The following is a 14,840-nucleotide window of genomic DNA, read 5'->3' on the forward strand; positions in this document are numbered from 1 at the left end:
AGTACCGCCCGGCGACCCCGGAGACCCCTCAGATCGCGTACGCCGCATACGACTCGTACCTCTGGGGCACGTACACCATGCGTACCGCTCGACCTGTCCCTGGAGACTCTGGCATATGCCGGACGCACCACCGTGTCGGGTGTTGCCAAATCCCTTACGGGGCGTCGCGGGCTGTGCGACAGTCGTAACGGTCCCTCCGTCGTTCCTGGTCGTACCGTCCCCTCATCGGAGAGCGTCATGCCGCCCCATGTCTCCGCGGACCGCCCCGCCGCACCGCCACCCGGACCCGGTCCGGTCGACGCGCTGATCACGCAGACGCGACGGCTCAAGGGCGAGGTGGACGCCGTGCGGCGGGACACCCCGAGCGACGCCTGCGGACCCCGCGAGCGCTGGCAGCGCGCCCTGTGCGACCTCGCCCTGCACCAACTCGACGACCTGGACGCGCATCTGGCCCAGCTGCGGGACGGCCCCGCCCCCGCGCCGCGCTCCGAGGCGGTGCTCAGCCGGGTCGGCAGCGCCGAGTGGAACCTGCTGACGGACGAGGCGAGCTGGTCCGGGGAGCTGTACCAGATCCTCGGCCGGGACCCGGCCGCCCCGCCCCTGACGCTCGACGAACTGCCGTCCCTGGTGCACGACGAGGACCGGCGCCGGCTCACCACGATGGTCACCGCCTGCCTGATCGACGCCCAGCCGATCGACGGGGAGTTCCGGATCGTCCGGCCGGACGGACAGGCCCGGACCGTGCACATGATGGGCGAGCCCGTGCTCGACGCCGACGGCGCCGCGGCCTCCATGTGGGCCGTGCTGCGGGACGTCAGCGAGGTCCGCCGCCGCCGGCACACCGTCAGCGAGACCCGTGACGCACTCCCCGGGGCCCGGCGTCCCGCGCCGGGAGAGCATCGGCACCCGGCCGGGGTGCGGGAGGCCGCGCCACCCTGGCGGACCTCCCGGAACCCGGCCCGGCAGGGCCCCGGCACCCTGGACATCGCGGCGCACCGGCTGTCGTCCCCGGCGAGCGCACCGATCGGCGTCGACTGGTACGACTCCTTCGAACTGCCGGACGGAGTCGCGCTGTTCAGCGTCGGCGACCTCACCGGGCAGGACATCGCCGCGGCCTCGGGCACGGCGACGCTGCTGGGCGCCGTACGCGGCATGGCGATGGCCGGGACCCAGCCGGGACAACTGCTCTCCTGGCTGGGCCAGCTGCTCGACGCCGGCGACCAGCCGGCCCTCGGCAGCGCCGTGTGCTGCCGCTACCGGCCCGAGACCCGCACCCTGACCTGGGCGAGGGCCGGACACCCCGCCCCGCTGCTGTTCCGCGGCGGGACCGGGCGCAGGCTGGACTCCCCCTGCGGCCCCCTGCTGGGGGCGACGCCGGGCGCCGCCTACGGCGACGCCGAGGAGACCCTCCAGGCGGGCGACCTGATCGTGCTGCACACCGACGGACTGCTGCCGGGGCAGGGCGACATGGACTCCGCGCGCCGGCTCCTCGACCTCGCCCCCCGCTTCGTCGAGGCGGGCACCGCACAGGACTGCGTACGGCTGGTCGCCGAGGAGTTCGGTGACAGGGAGCACGAGGGCGACGCCTGCGTGCTCATGGCCAGGGTGACGGACTAGCCGTCACGGAGACGGATCGCGCGCGCCGGGCGCCCGCCGCTACGCCTGGGCGCTGGTTCCGCCCTGCGGCTTCCTCGCCTTGGGCAGCGCCAGCCGGATCTCCTCCCGCAGCTCATGGATCTTCGGGTAGCTGGAGTACTCGGCGGTGAGCCGGTACATCTGCCGGAGCCGGTCCCAGGTGCGGCCCGAGGAGTTGGAGCCCATCGACATGAGCGCCAGCCGGGCGTAGCGGTCGGCCTGTTCGGGGTCGTCCGCGATGAAGCAGGCGGACGCCATGGACAGATGGTCGAAGATCTTCGACCGCTCCCGGCCGTCGACGCGCAGGGCGAGGGCCTTCTCCGCGAAGTGCTGGGCGTGGGCGGCCGCCCCCGGCTCGAACTCGGCCAGGGTGCGGTAGGCCAGGGCCTGCATGCCGTACAGATCCTCGTCCTTGAAGGTCTGCATCCAGCTCGGCGGCGGTACGTCGCTCCGGTCGGAGACGAACAGGTCCTCGGCCTGCCCCAGAGTGCGGCGCATGGCCTGGCCCTTGCCCATGGACGCCTGCGCCCAGGCCTCGATGGTGTGGAACATGGCCCTGGTGCGCGGCAGGACCTGGTCGCCCGAGCCGGACTGGGCGAGCTTCATCAGGTCGAGCGCGTCGTCGGGCCGGCCGAGGTGCACCATCTGGCGCGCGGCCCGGGAGAGGGCCTCCCCGGCACGGGGCCGATCGCCGCCCTCACGGGCCGCGTGGGCGGCGATGACGAAGTACTTCTGGGCCGTGGGCTCCAGGCCGACGTCGTGCGACATCCAGCCCGCGAGCACGGCGAGGTTGGCGGCGACGCCCCACAGGCGCCGCTGGAGATGGTCGGGGTGACGGTAGGCGAGCATGCCGCCCACCTCGTTCAACTGGCCCACCACAGCCTTGCGCTGGAGTCCGCCGCCACGGGCGGCGTCCCAGGCCCGGAACACCTCGACCGAGCGCTCCAGCTCCTCGATCTCCTGCGATCCGATGGGGGCGGCCTCGTAACGGTCGAACCCGGCGGGGTCGGCGTGCAAGGGGTCGTCGAACTGGGGGGCGTCGGCCCTGAGGGCCGGGTCGGTGCGCAGCCAGTCGTGCATGGCGCTGCTGAGTGCGGATCCCGCGGCGAGCGCGGCACCCGCGCCCACCAAGCCGCGTCGGTTGAGCATGAGGTCCATTCCCGTGAATTCGGTGAGGACCGCGGCGGTTCGCTCGGGCGCCCACGGCACACCGTCGGGATGCTCCACGCTCCCGGCGTCCTGCCGTCTCCCCGTACGCCCGTGCCGGACCAGACCGAGGTCCTCGATGGTCACGACACGGCCGAGACGCTCGGTGAACAGGGCCGCCAGCACCCGCGGCACCGGATCGCGCGGGATCTCTCCCATGTCGATCCACCGCCGCACCCGTGAGGTGTCGGTCGCCAGCTGGGGGTGGCCCATGGCCGCCGCCTGCCGGTTGACCAGCCTCGCGAGTTCGCCCTTGGACCAGCCGGCCAGGCCGAACAGATCCGAAAGACGGGTGTTGGGTTCTCCGCTCACGTCAAGCCCCCAGGTTCTCGGCTGAGTTGACAGTAGCCCGGTGAAAGGTGCCCCGGGACTATTCGCCAGGGTTCGCCAGGGTGCGCCAGATGGTGTGCCACTGGGCGCCGGGTGTCGAGTAGGAACGCGCCACCCCGACCCGGTCGCCGGGGGACTCTCCCCAGGGTGTGTCCCGGCGACCGGGTCGGGTGGCGCACTGACGTAGCAGGCACACGAAGGGATCTGTCTCTCCCATGTACGCAGCATCGTCCTCCGTGTCCGCCCCGCCCCGGCCGCTGCGTGCCCGCCCGGCGGGTGGCGGTCCCTACCTCGACCCCGCGCGTCCGGCGCCCGCTCCCGTGCTCGGCGCGGGCCGGCCGCGGCGCCCCGCGGGGCTCGGCACCCAACCGCTCAGCGGGAGACTCGACTTGTCCGGCCCCCAGGGCGCCCAGCTGCGCGCGGCGATCGCGTCGGTGCACCGCATCTGTCCGGAGTTCGCGCCGGTGCAGGTGCTGCGCCGCAGCGGACGGTCCGTGCTCCTGGTCGGCACGACCGGCCGGAGCACGGCGGTCGCCAAGTGCTTACTCGACCAGTCCCCCGCGTGGGCGGAGCGGATCCGGCACGAAATAGCGGCCTACCGCTCGTTCGTCCGGCATCGCCCCCCGGTGCGGGTGCCGAGACTGATCGCGGCGGATCCGGACAACGGCACCCTGGTGATCGAGCGGATGCCGGGCCGGGTGGCGGCACTCCAGCGGCATCCGGTGGAGTCACCGCCGCGGGCGGACATCAGAGCGGCGCTCGGAGCGATCTGCCGGCTCAACGCGTGGCGACCGCCCGCGGGGACGTTCGACGCGCCGCTGGACTACGCGACCCGGATCTCCCGGTACCACGATCTGGGCCTGCTCACCGACCGGGACATGGGTGACCTGCAGAAGCTCCTGCACGGCATCGCGGCCTCCGCGGGCCGGCAGGGCATGGGCCAGTTCTGTCACGGCGACGCACTGCTCTCGAACATCCTGCTCTCACCGGCCGGTCCAGTGCTGGTGGACTGGGAGCACGCGGGCTGGTACCTGCCGGGCTACGACCTGGCGACGCTGTGGTCGGTGCTCGGGGACGCGCCGGTGGCCCGGCGGCAGATCAGCCAGATCGCCCAGTCGGCGGGCCCGGCCTCCCGGGACGCCTTCCTGGTGAACCTGATGCTGGTGCTGACCCGCGAGATCCGCACGTACGAGATGGCGGTGCAGCGTTCGATGCACGACCCGGCCCCGACGGCACCGGGAACGGCCCACCAAGGTGCCGTGCCGTCCGGCGAGGAACAGCGGCTGCTGCTGAGGCGGCTGCACGACGACTGCCAGTTGGCCCGCCGGGCCGTGCGTGCGGCGGTCGGCACTCGCTGACGGGGACGAAGGCCCGCGGCGCGCTCTCCGATTCGGAGGCGTTCCGCGGGCCTTCGTGCGTCCGGTCATCGGTGTAGGCCACTGACGCCGCGCAGGCCCGGCCACCGCCCCCGCGAAACTCCCGGGAACCCTCGGTTGACATGGGTATTCGCCCAGCCCTTGGCATGATTGACGGATCGTCTGACAGCGGGTACCACTGACCACGCCCGGCCCGCACGGCTCACCGCGCACGACCGTCCCAGGAGGCTGCTTTGCGAGGATCCGTCACCGCCGTCGCCGCCGCGGCCCTGTTGGTGCCCCTGCTCGGCGCCGCCCCGTCCGGGGTCCGCGCCGACTCCGGCGACCGGCTCCAGTCGGCGTTCACCGCGGCCGCCGCCGAGTACCACGTGCCGTCGAGCGTGCTGCTCGGCGTCTCCTATCTCCAGTCCCGCTGGGACGCGCACAGCGGCGCGCCCAGCGTGTCCGGCGGCTACGGCCCGATGCATCTGACCGACGCGCGCGCGGCACTGGCCGGCACCCGTGCGCACCACAGCGAGGGCACCGAGGACCCGCGCGGCGACAGCGCCCGCCCGCTGCCGCCCCCCGTGGCGAAGGCGCTGAAGACCTCCACGATCCCGGCCCGGCTCAGGACGCTGCCGAAGGCGGCGGAGCTGACCGGGCTGAGCCCCGAGCGGCTGCGCACGGACCCGGCCGCCAATGTGGCGGGCGGCGCCGCGCTGCTCGCGGCCGCGCAGCGCGAGCTGGGCGAGCCGCTGAGCTCCGACCCGGCCGACTGGTACGGGGCGGTGGCCCGGTTCTCCGGCGCCGACGACACGGCGACGGCCACGGCATACGCGAACGACGTCTTCGAGGTGCTGCGCACCGGTCAGGAGCGCCGCACCGACGAGGGGCAGCGGGTGTCGCTGGCCGCGCGTCCCGGACTGGCCCCCGACCCCGCGCAACTGGGGCAGGCCGGGCTGCGCCGGGCGAGGGCCGCGGAGACGGAGTGCCCGCCGACGGTGTCCTGCGAGTGGATCCCGGCGCCCTACGAGGAGTTCGGGGACGGCGACTACGGCAACCACGACCTGGGGAACCGCCCGGCGGACCAGAAGATCGAGTACATCGTCGTCCACGACACCGAGGGCGCCTGGGAGGGCGTCCTGGACATGGTGCAGGACCCGACCTATGTCTCCTGGCAGTACACGCTGCGGTCCACCGACGGGCACATCGCCCAGCATGTGAAGGCCAAGGACGTGGCCTGGCACGCGGGCAACTGGTACGTCAACGCCAAGTCGATCGGCCTGGAGCACGAGGGCTTCCTGACCCGGCCGGACTCCTGGTACACGGAGGCCATGTACCGCTCGTCGGCGCGGCTGGTGGCGTACCTCGCCAAGCAGCACGGCATCCCGCTGGACCGGCAGCACATCCTCGGGCACGACACCGTGCCCGGCCCGACGACGTCGACGATCGGCGGGATGCACACCGACCCGGGCCCGTACTGGGACTGGCGGCACTACTTCGAGCTGCTCGGCCGGCCCCTGGCGCCGACCGCAGGCGCGAAGGGCGGCCTGGTGACGATCCGCCCCGACTACGCCACGAACCGGCCCGAGTTCACGGGCTGCGTGACGGCGGGCGAGCGGTGCGCGGACCACGGGTCCAGCGAGGTGCGGCTGTACTCCGGGCCCGGCGAGTCGTACCCGCTCATCAAGGACATCGGTGACGGGTCCACCCCGACCAAGGACGTCAACGACCTGTCCTCGCGGGTGTCGACCGGGCAGCAGTTCGCGGTGGCCGGCCAGGACGGCGACTGGACGGCGATCTGGTACCTCGGGCAGAAGGCGTGGTTCAAGAACCCGGCGAAGACGCCGACGGCCGTGCACGCGGTCGGTGACGTGGTCACGCCCAAGGACGGGACGGAGAGCGTGCCGGTGTACGGACGCGCGTACCCGGAGGCGTCCGCGTACCCGGCGGGCGTGCCGGCGCAGGCGGTGTCGCCGCTGCCGTACACCCTGCCGGCCGGGCAGCGGTACGTGGTGGGCGGCAAGGTGCCGGGCGAGTACTACTACGCGGTGACCTTCGACGAGGGCTCGCACCGGGTGGTGCGGGGCAAGGACCAGTACTACGAGATCCAGTACGGGCACCGGGTGGCGTTCGTGCGGGTGGCCGACGTGAAGGTGGTGCGGTCGGGCAGCTGACGGGGCCGCCCCGCCGGGCTCAGCCCTGCTGGAAGAGCTCGGCGGGCAGCGGCTTCAGCAGCGCGTACAGATCGTCGGTGATGGGGCGGTCCCAGGCGGCGATGGTCACCAGGACGTTGTCGCTGCGGTCGAACTGCACGCAGGAGATACGGCTCTCGGAGAGCTTCAGCCGGCGCACGATCAGCAGGTTGTCGCCCTGCATCACGGGGACGTCCTCGCTGCCGACGACGGTGACGTCCTCCTCGTTCTCCAGCGCGAGCAGCAGCTGCGCCACCTCGAACGGGATCTCGTCCTCGTCGGTCTCCCGGGCCGGGGAGCCCTCCGGCAGATTGCCGATGATCATGGCGGGGCCGCGGCCGCCGAAGAGGTCGTACCGCAGGAAGACGCCCTGGCAGCTGCCGTCGGGGGCGGGCAGCAGCCCGGCGCCGAGGTTCCCGGGCCAGTCGCCCGGGTCCATGGCCAGTACGTCGAAGTCGGGCCCGGCGGGCGTGGCGCTGCGGCGGCGGAGGAACGACATGCCGCCAATGGTACGTGGCCGGGCCTGTTCCACGTCGTGCGGGCGGGGCGTGCGCGACACCCCTCGCGGGACGTCCCCCGCGGGCCGCTACTCCTCCGCGGGGGCGGGCGGGACCACGGCCACCGGGGCGGCGGCGTGCAGCAGGACGGCCTGGGTGACCGAGCCCATCATGCGGGCCGGGGCGAGCAGCCGGCGGCGGTGCCGGCCCACGACGACGAGGGTCGCGTCCCGGCTGGCGGCGACGAGCTGGCCGGCCGCGTCGCCGGGGGCCACGGCCACCTCGGCACGCACCTCCGGGTGGCGGGCCCGGTGCGGGGCGAGGAAGCCCTCGGCGAGACTGCGGGTCTCCGCCTCGACGGCCGCCTGGTCCTCGTCCGGGGGCATGATCTGGGCGGTGGCCGTCGACCACAGGTGCAGCGGCCAGGTGTAGGCGGCGACGGCCTGGAGCCGGGCGCCGCGCCGGGCGGCCTCGGCGAAGGCGAAGGACAGGGTGGCCTCGTCGGGGCTGTCGACCTGGAGGCCGACGACGACGCGTGGCCCCGGCTCGACGGGCACACCGCCCTCGTGGACCCGGCGTCCCGGCTTGGGCACGACGACGACCGGGCACTCGGCGTCGCGGGCGGCGGCCAGGCCGGTGGAGCCGAGCAGGAGGCTGGCGAAGCCGCCGCGGCCACGCGAGCCGAGCACCAGCAGCTGGGCGGTGGCACCGAGGGCGGACAGCGTGCCGACGGCGCCTTCCAGGGCGTGGTACGCGATCGTCGGCTTCTTCTCGCGGCCGGCGAGGTAGCGGCGCGAGAGGTTCAGGACCGTGTCGTCCTCCGGTTCGGGACGGCCGACGGGCAGGGTGTCGGGCCTGGCCCACGCGGGGTACTGCTGGACGTGGACCACGCTCAGCTGCGCGTCGCGCGTGAGCGCGGCCTCGAACGCCCAGTCCAGTGCGACCAGGCTGTCGTCCGAACCGTCGACCGCCGCGATGACCGGCAGGGTGCTCATGGGTTCCTCACCTCCGGAGTACGACCTTCGCGCCCCGGGGCCAGCCTGACGCAGGCACCGGCCGGGGTGCGCTTGTCCAGGTCGCGTGTCCGGAAAAACGGGTGCGACACCCCCGGAACGGCTCCGGACCAGGTGCTAGGTGAGGTCGAACTCGCCTTCCCTGGCGCCCGACACGAACGCGCCCCATTCGGCCGGGGTGAAGATCAGGGAGGGGCTTTCCGGCCGGTCGCCGTTGCGCATCGCGATGAAACCCTCGACGAAGGCGATCTGGACATCGCCGAGGCCGCGGCTGCTCGAGTGCCAGTCGGCGTTGCTGAGGTCCAGCTCCGGCTTGTCCCAGCCCGCGAGCGGCGACTGCTGCTGGATGGTGCTCTCGGCCACGTCCGTGCTCCTCCCGGTTCGTCGTCCGCGGCCAGCCTAGCGACCGGTTCCTGGCGCCAACAGGCCACGTGAGGGGGACCTTTGTGCCAACGGTGGCCGCCGTGGCACGGGGGTGCCGCTCACGCGTCCGGCGGTCTCGGCGAAGCGGATCATGCCGGAGGCGCCGATCGGATTGGTGGACAGGAGCCCGCCGGACATGTCGACGGGCAGGTCGCCGTCGAGTTCGGCATCGGTGAAGCCTGGACCTTCTCCAGGGTGACGTCGTGCTCGTGGAGGTGGGCGCAGGGTAACTCAGCGCGTTGCGCCAACTCCCGTACAGGGGTGGTCGACCCGGTGACCCGCGCGCCGGTCGGCGTGGGCGGGGTCGGCCGGGTCGCGCGGTGCGGCCACGCCGACCGGACGGGACGTGGGGCGTAGTCTTTGCCCGCGATTGACCTGCGGATCTGAACGGGCGGCGGGGGCGCGCCGTACGCGAGGGAGGCGGTCCCGACCCACGGGCCCGGTCCGCCGTACCAGCAGGGAAACCGCACGGAAGGACAACGGGTGTCGCACCTCACGCCCTCTCGCCAACTGCCGGACACGGACGCCGACGGGAGCCCGGACGCCGACGAGACGGCGGTGGACGAGCCCCGGAAGGACTCCGAACCCGGCGTACAGGAACCCGTGCGCGCCGGCTGGTTCGGCTGGCGCCGGCGTTTCCCGCGGACCGCCCGAGGGGTGTGGCTGGGCACGACCGTGCTGGCCGCCGTGCTCGTGTACGTCGTGCTGATCGTGCCGAACCGGCTCGACCAGATGCCTCTCCAGTCGTTCTTCCGCCTCCCCGTCGAGGGTCTCGTCCTCGTGGGCGTCCTGCTCCTCCTGCCGCCGCGGCCACGGCGGATCACGGCCGCCGTCCTGGGTGTGTTCCTCGGGCTGACGGCCGTCCTGAAGTGCCTCGACATGGGCTTCCGGCAGACCCTGGCCCGGCCGTTCGACCTGGTCTTCGACTGGGTGCTGCTCGTGGACGCGGCGGACTTCCTGAAGGACTCGCTCGGCCGCACGGGCGAGGTGCTGGCGGTGATCGGGGTCATCGCCCTGACCGTGGCCGTGCTGGTGCTGAGCGCGCTCGCGATGCTGCGGCTGGCCAACGTGCTGGCCCGCCACCGCCGGGTGGCCGCGCGCTCCACGCTGGTCCTCGGCGTGGTGTGGGTCATCTGTTTCACCGTGGGCGTGCAGGCCGGAGGCGTCACCGTGGCCACCAAGGGCTACGGCCAGTACCTGTCGAACCGTGTGCGGTACGTCCAGGACGGCCTCGCCGACGCCGCGGTGTTCGAGAAGCAGCTCACCGCCGACGCCTACGCCAGGACGCCGTCCGACCAGCTGCTGACCGGGCTGCGCGGCAAGGACGTCATGCTCACGTTCATCGAGAGCTACGGCCGGGTCGCCATCGACGACCCGAAGATGGGCCCGCACGTCGACGCGACGCTCAGGGCGGGCGACGCCCGGCTGAAGGCCGCGGGCTTCTCCGCGCGCAGCGGCTGGCTCAGGTCGCCGGTGACGGGCGCCGGAAGCTGGCTCGCCCACTCCACGTTCCTGTCGGGCCTGTGGGTGAAGAACCAGCAGCGCTACCGCTCCCTGACCACCAGCGACCGCGCCACCCTCACCAGCTACTTCCGCAAGACCGGCGCGTGGCGGACCGTCGGTATCGTCCCGGGCGTCCGCAAGGCCTGGCCCGAGGGCAAGTACTTCGGCCTCGACCACATCTACGACTCCGAGCACCTGGGGTACCAGGGCCCGTACTTCAGCTGGTCGCCGGTGCCGGACCAGTTCAGCCTGGAGGCGTTCCAGCGCCTCGAGCACGGGAAGAAGGACCGCGACCCGATCATGGCGGAGATCATCCTCGCCTCCAGCCACAACCCGTGGTCGCCGATCCCCCGCATGGTCGACTGGGACGACCTGGGCGACGGCTCGGTGTTCGACGGGATCGAGAAGGAGGGCACCGACCCGGCGCAGGTGTGGAAGGACTCCGAGAAGGTGCGCACCGAGTACCGGCGTGCCATCGAGTACTCGGTGCAGAGCCTCACCGAGTGGGTCGAGCGCTACGGCACCGACGACACCGTGCTGGTCTTCCTCGGCGACCACCAGCCCGTGCCGACGGTCACCGGAGGGAGCACGAGCAGGGACGTGCCGGTCACGATCGTCGCCAAGGACCCGAAGGTCCTGGAGCGGATCGAGGGCTGGAACTGGACGGAGGGCCTCAAGCCCGCCGACGACGCACCGACCTGGGGCATGGACCGGTTCCGGGACCGCTTCCTGACGGCGTACGGCTCTCAGGGACGCTGACCGGCGTCCAGGAACTCCCTGATCCGCCGGACGAACCACACCGGGTCGTCCAGCCACGGATAGTGCCCGGCCCCGGGCTGCACGGCCGGTTCGGCGACCGGCAGGGCGGCGGCGGTACGGCGGGCCAGGCCGGGACAGGGGCCGCCGTCGGCCCCGCCCGCGAGGACCAGGACGGGGGCCGTCAGAAGGGCCAGGGCGGCGAGGGTGGCCGCCGGGTCGTAGGCGCCGTCGCAGAAGTAGATGTCGGCGGCCTCGTCGTTGGACTCGTCCTCGGCGCGGGCGTCGTGCTCCCGGGCGGCGGCGTCCCAGCGGCCGTAGAAGAACGGGGCGATGGCCGGGTCGAAGTCGCCGTCCCCGGTCAGCCACCGCTCGAACAGCGGGTACGCCTCGGCGAACCAGGGCTCGCCCTCCCTCCGCAGCGCCGCGGCCCTGCGCTCCTCGGCCGTGCCCCGCATGCCGAGGACCCATGGGGTCGCGGTGACCAGCGCCAGCCGCCCCACCCGCTCCGGGTGCCGGGCCGCGTACAGCAGGGCGAGGCTGCCGCCCGCGGAGTGGCCGAGCACGTCGACGCGGGAGAGTCCCAGGTGCTCCCGGACCCGGTCGACGTCGTCCACGAGACGGTCGCAGCGGTAGGTCGCCGGGTCGGCGGGTGTTCCGGAGGCTCCGGTGCCGCGCAGGTCGAGGAGGACGAGACGCCGGTGCGCGGACAGGCCGCCCAGGTCGCCGAGGTAGGCGGAGGCACGCATCGGCCCACCCGGCAGGACGAGCAGCGGCTCGCCGTCCCCGCGCAGGTGGTAGGCGAGTCTGGTGCCGTCGGCGGCGCGCAGGGTGGGCATGGGCCCGATCATGGTCGTGGCCCGCGCCGGCCCGCAAGGGGATTCCGGGCGGCTCCCGGCGACGGCCGATCTCAGCGGCCGAAAAATCCGTGCGACCCCCTTGCCTGATCACGCACCGCCTGAATTACTGATCCCGGAAGACCCAGACCGAATGATCGGTCGTCCGGATTGGCGCGGTTGGTGGAGATCTCCCTATGACGGATGTGACGGATGTGACGGACCTGCGGGACGCGGGGGAACGCCTCGACCTGGAGGGGCTGCGGGCGCTCCAGCTGGAGCGGCTGCAGGCCTCGCTGCGGCACGCGTACGACAACGTGCCGTTCTACCGGGAGTCCTTCGACAAGGCCGGGATACGGCCGGAGGACTGCCGTTCGCTCGCCGACCTGGCCCGGTTCCCGTTCACGGTCAAGGCCGACCTGCGCGAGAACTACCCGTACGGCATGTTCGCGGTGCCCCAGGACCGTATCCGCCGCCTCCACGCCTCCAGCGGCACCACGGGGCGCCCCACGGTCGTCGGCTACACCGAGGGCGATCTCTCCCTGTGGGCGGACATGGTGGCCCGCTCGATCCGCGCGGCGGGCGGGCGGCCCGGCGACAAGGTGCACGTGGCGTACGGCTACGGGCTGTTCACCGGCGGGCTCGGCGCGCACTACGGGGCCGAACGGCTCGGCTGCACGGTCATCCCCGCGTCCGGCGGCATGACCGCCCGCCAGGTGCAGCTGATCCAGGACCTCAAGCCCGAGATCATCATGGTGACGCCGTCGTACATGCTGACCCTGCTCGACGAGTTCGAGCGGCAGGGCGTCGACCCGCGCGGGACCTCGCTGCGCGTGGGGATCTTCGGGGCCGAGCCGTGGACCGAGCGGATGCGGCGCGAGATCGAGGAGCGGTTCGCGATCGACGCGGTCGACATCTACGGGCTGTCCGAGGTCATCGGCCCGGGCGTGGCCCAGGAGTGCGTGGAGACCAAGGACGGCCTCCATGTGTGGGAGGACCACTTCTTCCCGGAGATCGTCGACCCGATCACCGGTGAGCCGCTGCCCGACGGCGAGGAGGGCGAGCTGGTCTTCACCTCGCTCACCAAGGAGGCCATGCCGATCATCCGCTACCGCACCCGGGACCTGACCCGGCTGCTGCCGGGCACGGCCCGGGTGTTCCGGCGGATGGAGAAGATCACCGGGCGCAGCGACGACATGGTCATCCTGCGGGGCGTCAATCTGTTCCCGACGCAGGTCGAGGAGATCGTGCTGCGCACGCCGGGCGTGGCGCCCCACTTCCAGCTGCGGCTGAGCCGGGAGGGCCGGATGGACGCGCTGACCGTGCGGGCCGAGGCCCGTCCGGACGCGTCGCCGGAGGTCCGGGACGCCGCCGCGCGGTCGATCGCGGCGGCGGTGAAGGACGGCATCGGGGTGTCGGTCACCGTGGAGATCGTCGAGCCGGAGTCGCTGGAGCGCTCGGTCGGCAAGATCCGCCGGATCGTGGACCTGCGCCCGAAGGAATGACTAGGACCGCGCGAACCGGTCGCGCAGTTCCCGCTTGAGGATCTTGCCGCTGGCGTTGCGCGGGAGCCCTTCCACGAACACCACCCGCTTCGGGGCCTTGAAGTGGGCGAGCTTCTCGCGCGCGTGCTCGATCAGCTCCGCCTCGGTGACCTCGCCGCGCGGCACGACGACGGCGGTGACCGCCTCGATCCACCGGTCGTCCGGCAGCCCGATCACGGCGGCCTCGGCGACGCCCTCGTGGGTGTAGAGGGCGTCCTCGACCTGCCGTGAGGCGACGAGGACGCCACCGGAGTTGATGACGTCCTTGACCCGGTCGACGATCGTGAAGTAGCCGTGCGCGTCGCGCACCGCTAGGTCGCCGGAGCGGAACCAGCCGTCCCGGAAGGCCGCGGCGGTCTCCTCGGGCTTGTCCCAGTAGCCCTCGCAGAGCTGCGGGGAGCGGTACACGATCTCGCCGGGCGTGCCGTCGGGGACGTCCTTGCCGTCCTCGTCGACCACGCGGGCGTCCACGAACAGCACGGGCCTGCCGCAGGAGTCCATCCGGCCCTTGTGCTCGTCCGGCGCGAGGACGGTGGCGAGGGGGCCGATCTCGCTCTGTCCGAAGCAGTTGTAGAAGCCCAGCTCCGGGAGCCGCTCGCGCAGCCGCTCCAGGACGGGCACCGGCATGATCGAGGCGCCGTAGTAGGCCTTGCGCAGCCCGCTCAGGTCGCGGTCGGCGAAGTCGTCGCGGCCCGCGAGGGCGATCCACACCGTGGGCGGGGCGAAGAGGCTGTCCGCCCGGCCGGCCTCGATCAGGTCCAGGAGCCGGTCGCCGTCGGGGGCGTCCAGGATGATGTTGGTGGCGCCGACCGCGAGGTAGGGCACCAGGAAGACGTGCATCTGCGCCGAGTGGTACAGCGGCAGGGAGTGCACGGGCCGGTCGCCCGCGCTGAGGTCGAGCGCGGTGATGGCGCTCAGGTACTCGTGGACCAGCGCGCGGTGCGTCATCATCGCGCCCTTCGGGAGGGCGGTCGTCCCGGAGGTGTAGAGGAGCTGGACCAGGTCCTCGGTGCGCGGCTCGGGGCCGTCGTAGGGTTCGGCGCCGGCGAGCCGGGCGAGGAGGGAGTCGTCGGCGTCGCGCAGCGCCAGGGTCCGGGTGCCCTCGGGCAGCCGGGCGGCGAGGGCGGGGTCGGCGAGGACCAGCGCGCTGCCGGACTGGTGCACGAGGTAGGCGAGGTCGTCGCCGGTCAGGTTCTGGTTGACCGGGACGTGGACGAGGCCCGCGCGGGCGCAGGCGAGGAAGCCGATCAGGTAGGCGTCCGAGTTGTGGCCGTAGGCGCCGACCCGGTCGCCGGGGGCGAGTCCCTGGCCGCGCAGGACGGTCGCCGCGCGCGAGACGGCGTCGTCGAGTTCGGCGTACGTCCACGAGCGGTCGCCGTACTCCACGGCGATGCGTGCCGGGGTGCGGTGGGCGCTGCGCCGCAGCACCCCGTCAACCGTGCTGCCCTGTCCCTGCGTCATGGCTCATGATCCTCGGTGCGGCCCCGGGGACAGGTCAAGCATCCGGGGGTCGTTTGCACCGACCAGTAGGTACGCTCAACCGCTCC

At 72.9% G+C, this 14,840-nt stretch carries 11 protein-coding genes and 1 pseudogene; 5 read left to right on the top strand and 7 right to left on the bottom strand.

The annotated features are described in order from the left end of the window. The first annotated feature begins 237 nt into the window (after positions 1-237). Positions 238-1,617: a PP2C family protein-serine/threonine phosphatase gene (locus tag F8R89_RS03685; RefSeq protein ID WP_151782588.1), complete on the top strand. Its 1,380-nt coding sequence runs from the start codon at positions 238-240 to the stop codon at positions 1,615-1,617. Between the two features lie 39 nt (positions 1,618-1,656). Here F8R89_RS03685 and F8R89_RS03690 read toward each other — a convergent pair whose 3' ends face one another. Next, the gene (locus F8R89_RS03690) at positions 1,657-3,153 is read right to left on the bottom strand and encodes a hypothetical protein (RefSeq protein WP_151782589.1); all 1,497 of its coding nucleotides are present in this window, start codon (positions 3,151-3,153) and stop codon (positions 1,657-1,659) included. Positions 3,154-3,386: 233 nt separating this feature from the next. Between F8R89_RS03690 and F8R89_RS03695 the strand changes: the two genes are divergently transcribed. Both F8R89_RS03695 and F8R89_RS03700 read left to right on the top strand, forming a co-directional pair. Next, positions 3,387-4,529, top strand: a complete 1,143-nt coding sequence (locus F8R89_RS03695) for an aminoglycoside phosphotransferase family protein (RefSeq protein WP_151782590.1) — start codon at positions 3,387-3,389, stop codon at positions 4,527-4,529. Between the two features lie 251 nt (positions 4,530-4,780). Further along, positions 4,781-6,703: an N-acetylmuramoyl-L-alanine amidase gene (locus tag F8R89_RS03700; RefSeq protein WP_151782591.1), complete on the top strand. Its 1,923-nt coding sequence runs from the start codon at positions 4,781-4,783 to the stop codon at positions 6,701-6,703. 19 nt (positions 6,704-6,722) lie between these two features. Here the strand turns inward: F8R89_RS03700 and F8R89_RS03705 are convergent, their stop codons facing one another. The 4 genes and pseudogenes from F8R89_RS03705 to F8R89_RS36580 all read right to left on the bottom strand — a co-directional run. Beyond that, positions 6,723-7,220, bottom strand: a complete 498-nt coding sequence (locus F8R89_RS03705) for a hypothetical protein (protein ID WP_151782592.1) — start codon at positions 7,218-7,220, stop codon at positions 6,723-6,725. 87 nt (positions 7,221-7,307) lie between these two features. Continuing rightward, on the bottom strand, positions 7,308-8,213 hold the full coding sequence (locus F8R89_RS03710) for a universal stress protein (protein WP_151782593.1): 906 nt from the start codon (positions 8,211-8,213) through the stop codon (positions 7,308-7,310). A gap of 135 nt (positions 8,214-8,348) precedes the next feature. After that, positions 8,349-8,594, bottom strand: coding sequence for a DUF397 domain-containing protein (locus tag F8R89_RS03715; protein ID WP_062669662.1), 246 nt, complete (start codon positions 8,592-8,594; stop codon positions 8,349-8,351). 114 nt (positions 8,595-8,708) lie between these two features. Further along, positions 8,709-8,846: pseudogene (locus F8R89_RS36580) on the bottom strand (thiolase domain-containing protein); the annotation flags it as partial. Between the two features lie 291 nt (positions 8,847-9,137). Here F8R89_RS36580 and F8R89_RS03725 point away from each other — a divergent pair. Beyond that, positions 9,138-10,916 (top strand): sulfatase, encoded by a 1,779-nt coding sequence (locus F8R89_RS03725; protein WP_151782594.1) that lies wholly within the window; start codon positions 9,138-9,140, stop codon positions 10,914-10,916. Here F8R89_RS03725 and F8R89_RS03730 read toward each other — a convergent pair. Then, on the bottom strand, positions 10,904-11,752 hold the full coding sequence (locus tag F8R89_RS03730) for an alpha/beta fold hydrolase (RefSeq protein WP_151782595.1): 849 nt from the start codon (positions 11,750-11,752) through the stop codon (positions 10,904-10,906). The genes F8R89_RS03725 and F8R89_RS03730 overlap by 13 nt on opposite strands. A gap of 203 nt (positions 11,753-11,955) precedes the next feature. On the opposite strand from F8R89_RS03730, the gene paaK reads away from it, so the two are divergent. Next, positions 11,956-13,254 (top strand): phenylacetate--CoA ligase PaaK, encoded by a 1,299-nt coding sequence (gene paaK, locus F8R89_RS03735; protein WP_151787985.1) that lies wholly within the window; start codon positions 11,956-11,958, stop codon positions 13,252-13,254. Here the strand turns inward: paaK and F8R89_RS03740 are convergent, their stop codons facing one another. After that, positions 13,255-14,754 (bottom strand): acyl-CoA synthetase, encoded by a 1,500-nt coding sequence (locus F8R89_RS03740; protein WP_151782596.1) that lies wholly within the window; start codon positions 14,752-14,754, stop codon positions 13,255-13,257. It abuts the gene before it with no gap. Positions 14,755-14,840 lie beyond the last annotated feature (86 nt).

This window comes from Streptomyces sp. SS1-1 (assembly GCF_008973465.1).
In the GTDB taxonomy this organism is placed as follows: domain Bacteria; phylum Actinomycetota; class Actinomycetes; order Streptomycetales; family Streptomycetaceae; genus Streptomyces.

Excerpts from the sequence above, each read along its gene's own strand:
- F8R89_RS03730 (WP_151782595.1), bottom strand. The coding sequence starts at position 11,752 with ATGCCCACCCTGCGCGCCGCCGACGGCACCAGACTCGCCTACCACCTG.
- F8R89_RS03740 (WP_151782596.1), bottom strand. The coding sequence starts at position 14,754 with ATGACGCAGGGACAGGGCAGCACGGTTGACGGGGTGCTGCGGCGCAGC.
- F8R89_RS03705 (WP_151782592.1), bottom strand. The coding sequence starts at position 7,220 with ATGTCGTTCCTCCGCCGCCGCAGCGCCACGCCCGCCGGGCCCGACTTC.
- F8R89_RS03695 (WP_151782590.1), top strand. The coding sequence starts at position 3,387 with ATGTACGCAGCATCGTCCTCCGTGTCCGCCCCGCCCCGGCCGCTGCGT.
- F8R89_RS03685 (WP_151782588.1), top strand. The coding sequence starts at position 238 with ATGCCGCCCCATGTCTCCGCGGACCGCCCCGCCGCACCGCCACCCGGA.
- F8R89_RS03710 (WP_151782593.1), bottom strand. The coding sequence starts at position 8,213 with ATGAGCACCCTGCCGGTCATCGCGGCGGTCGACGGTTCGGACGACAGC.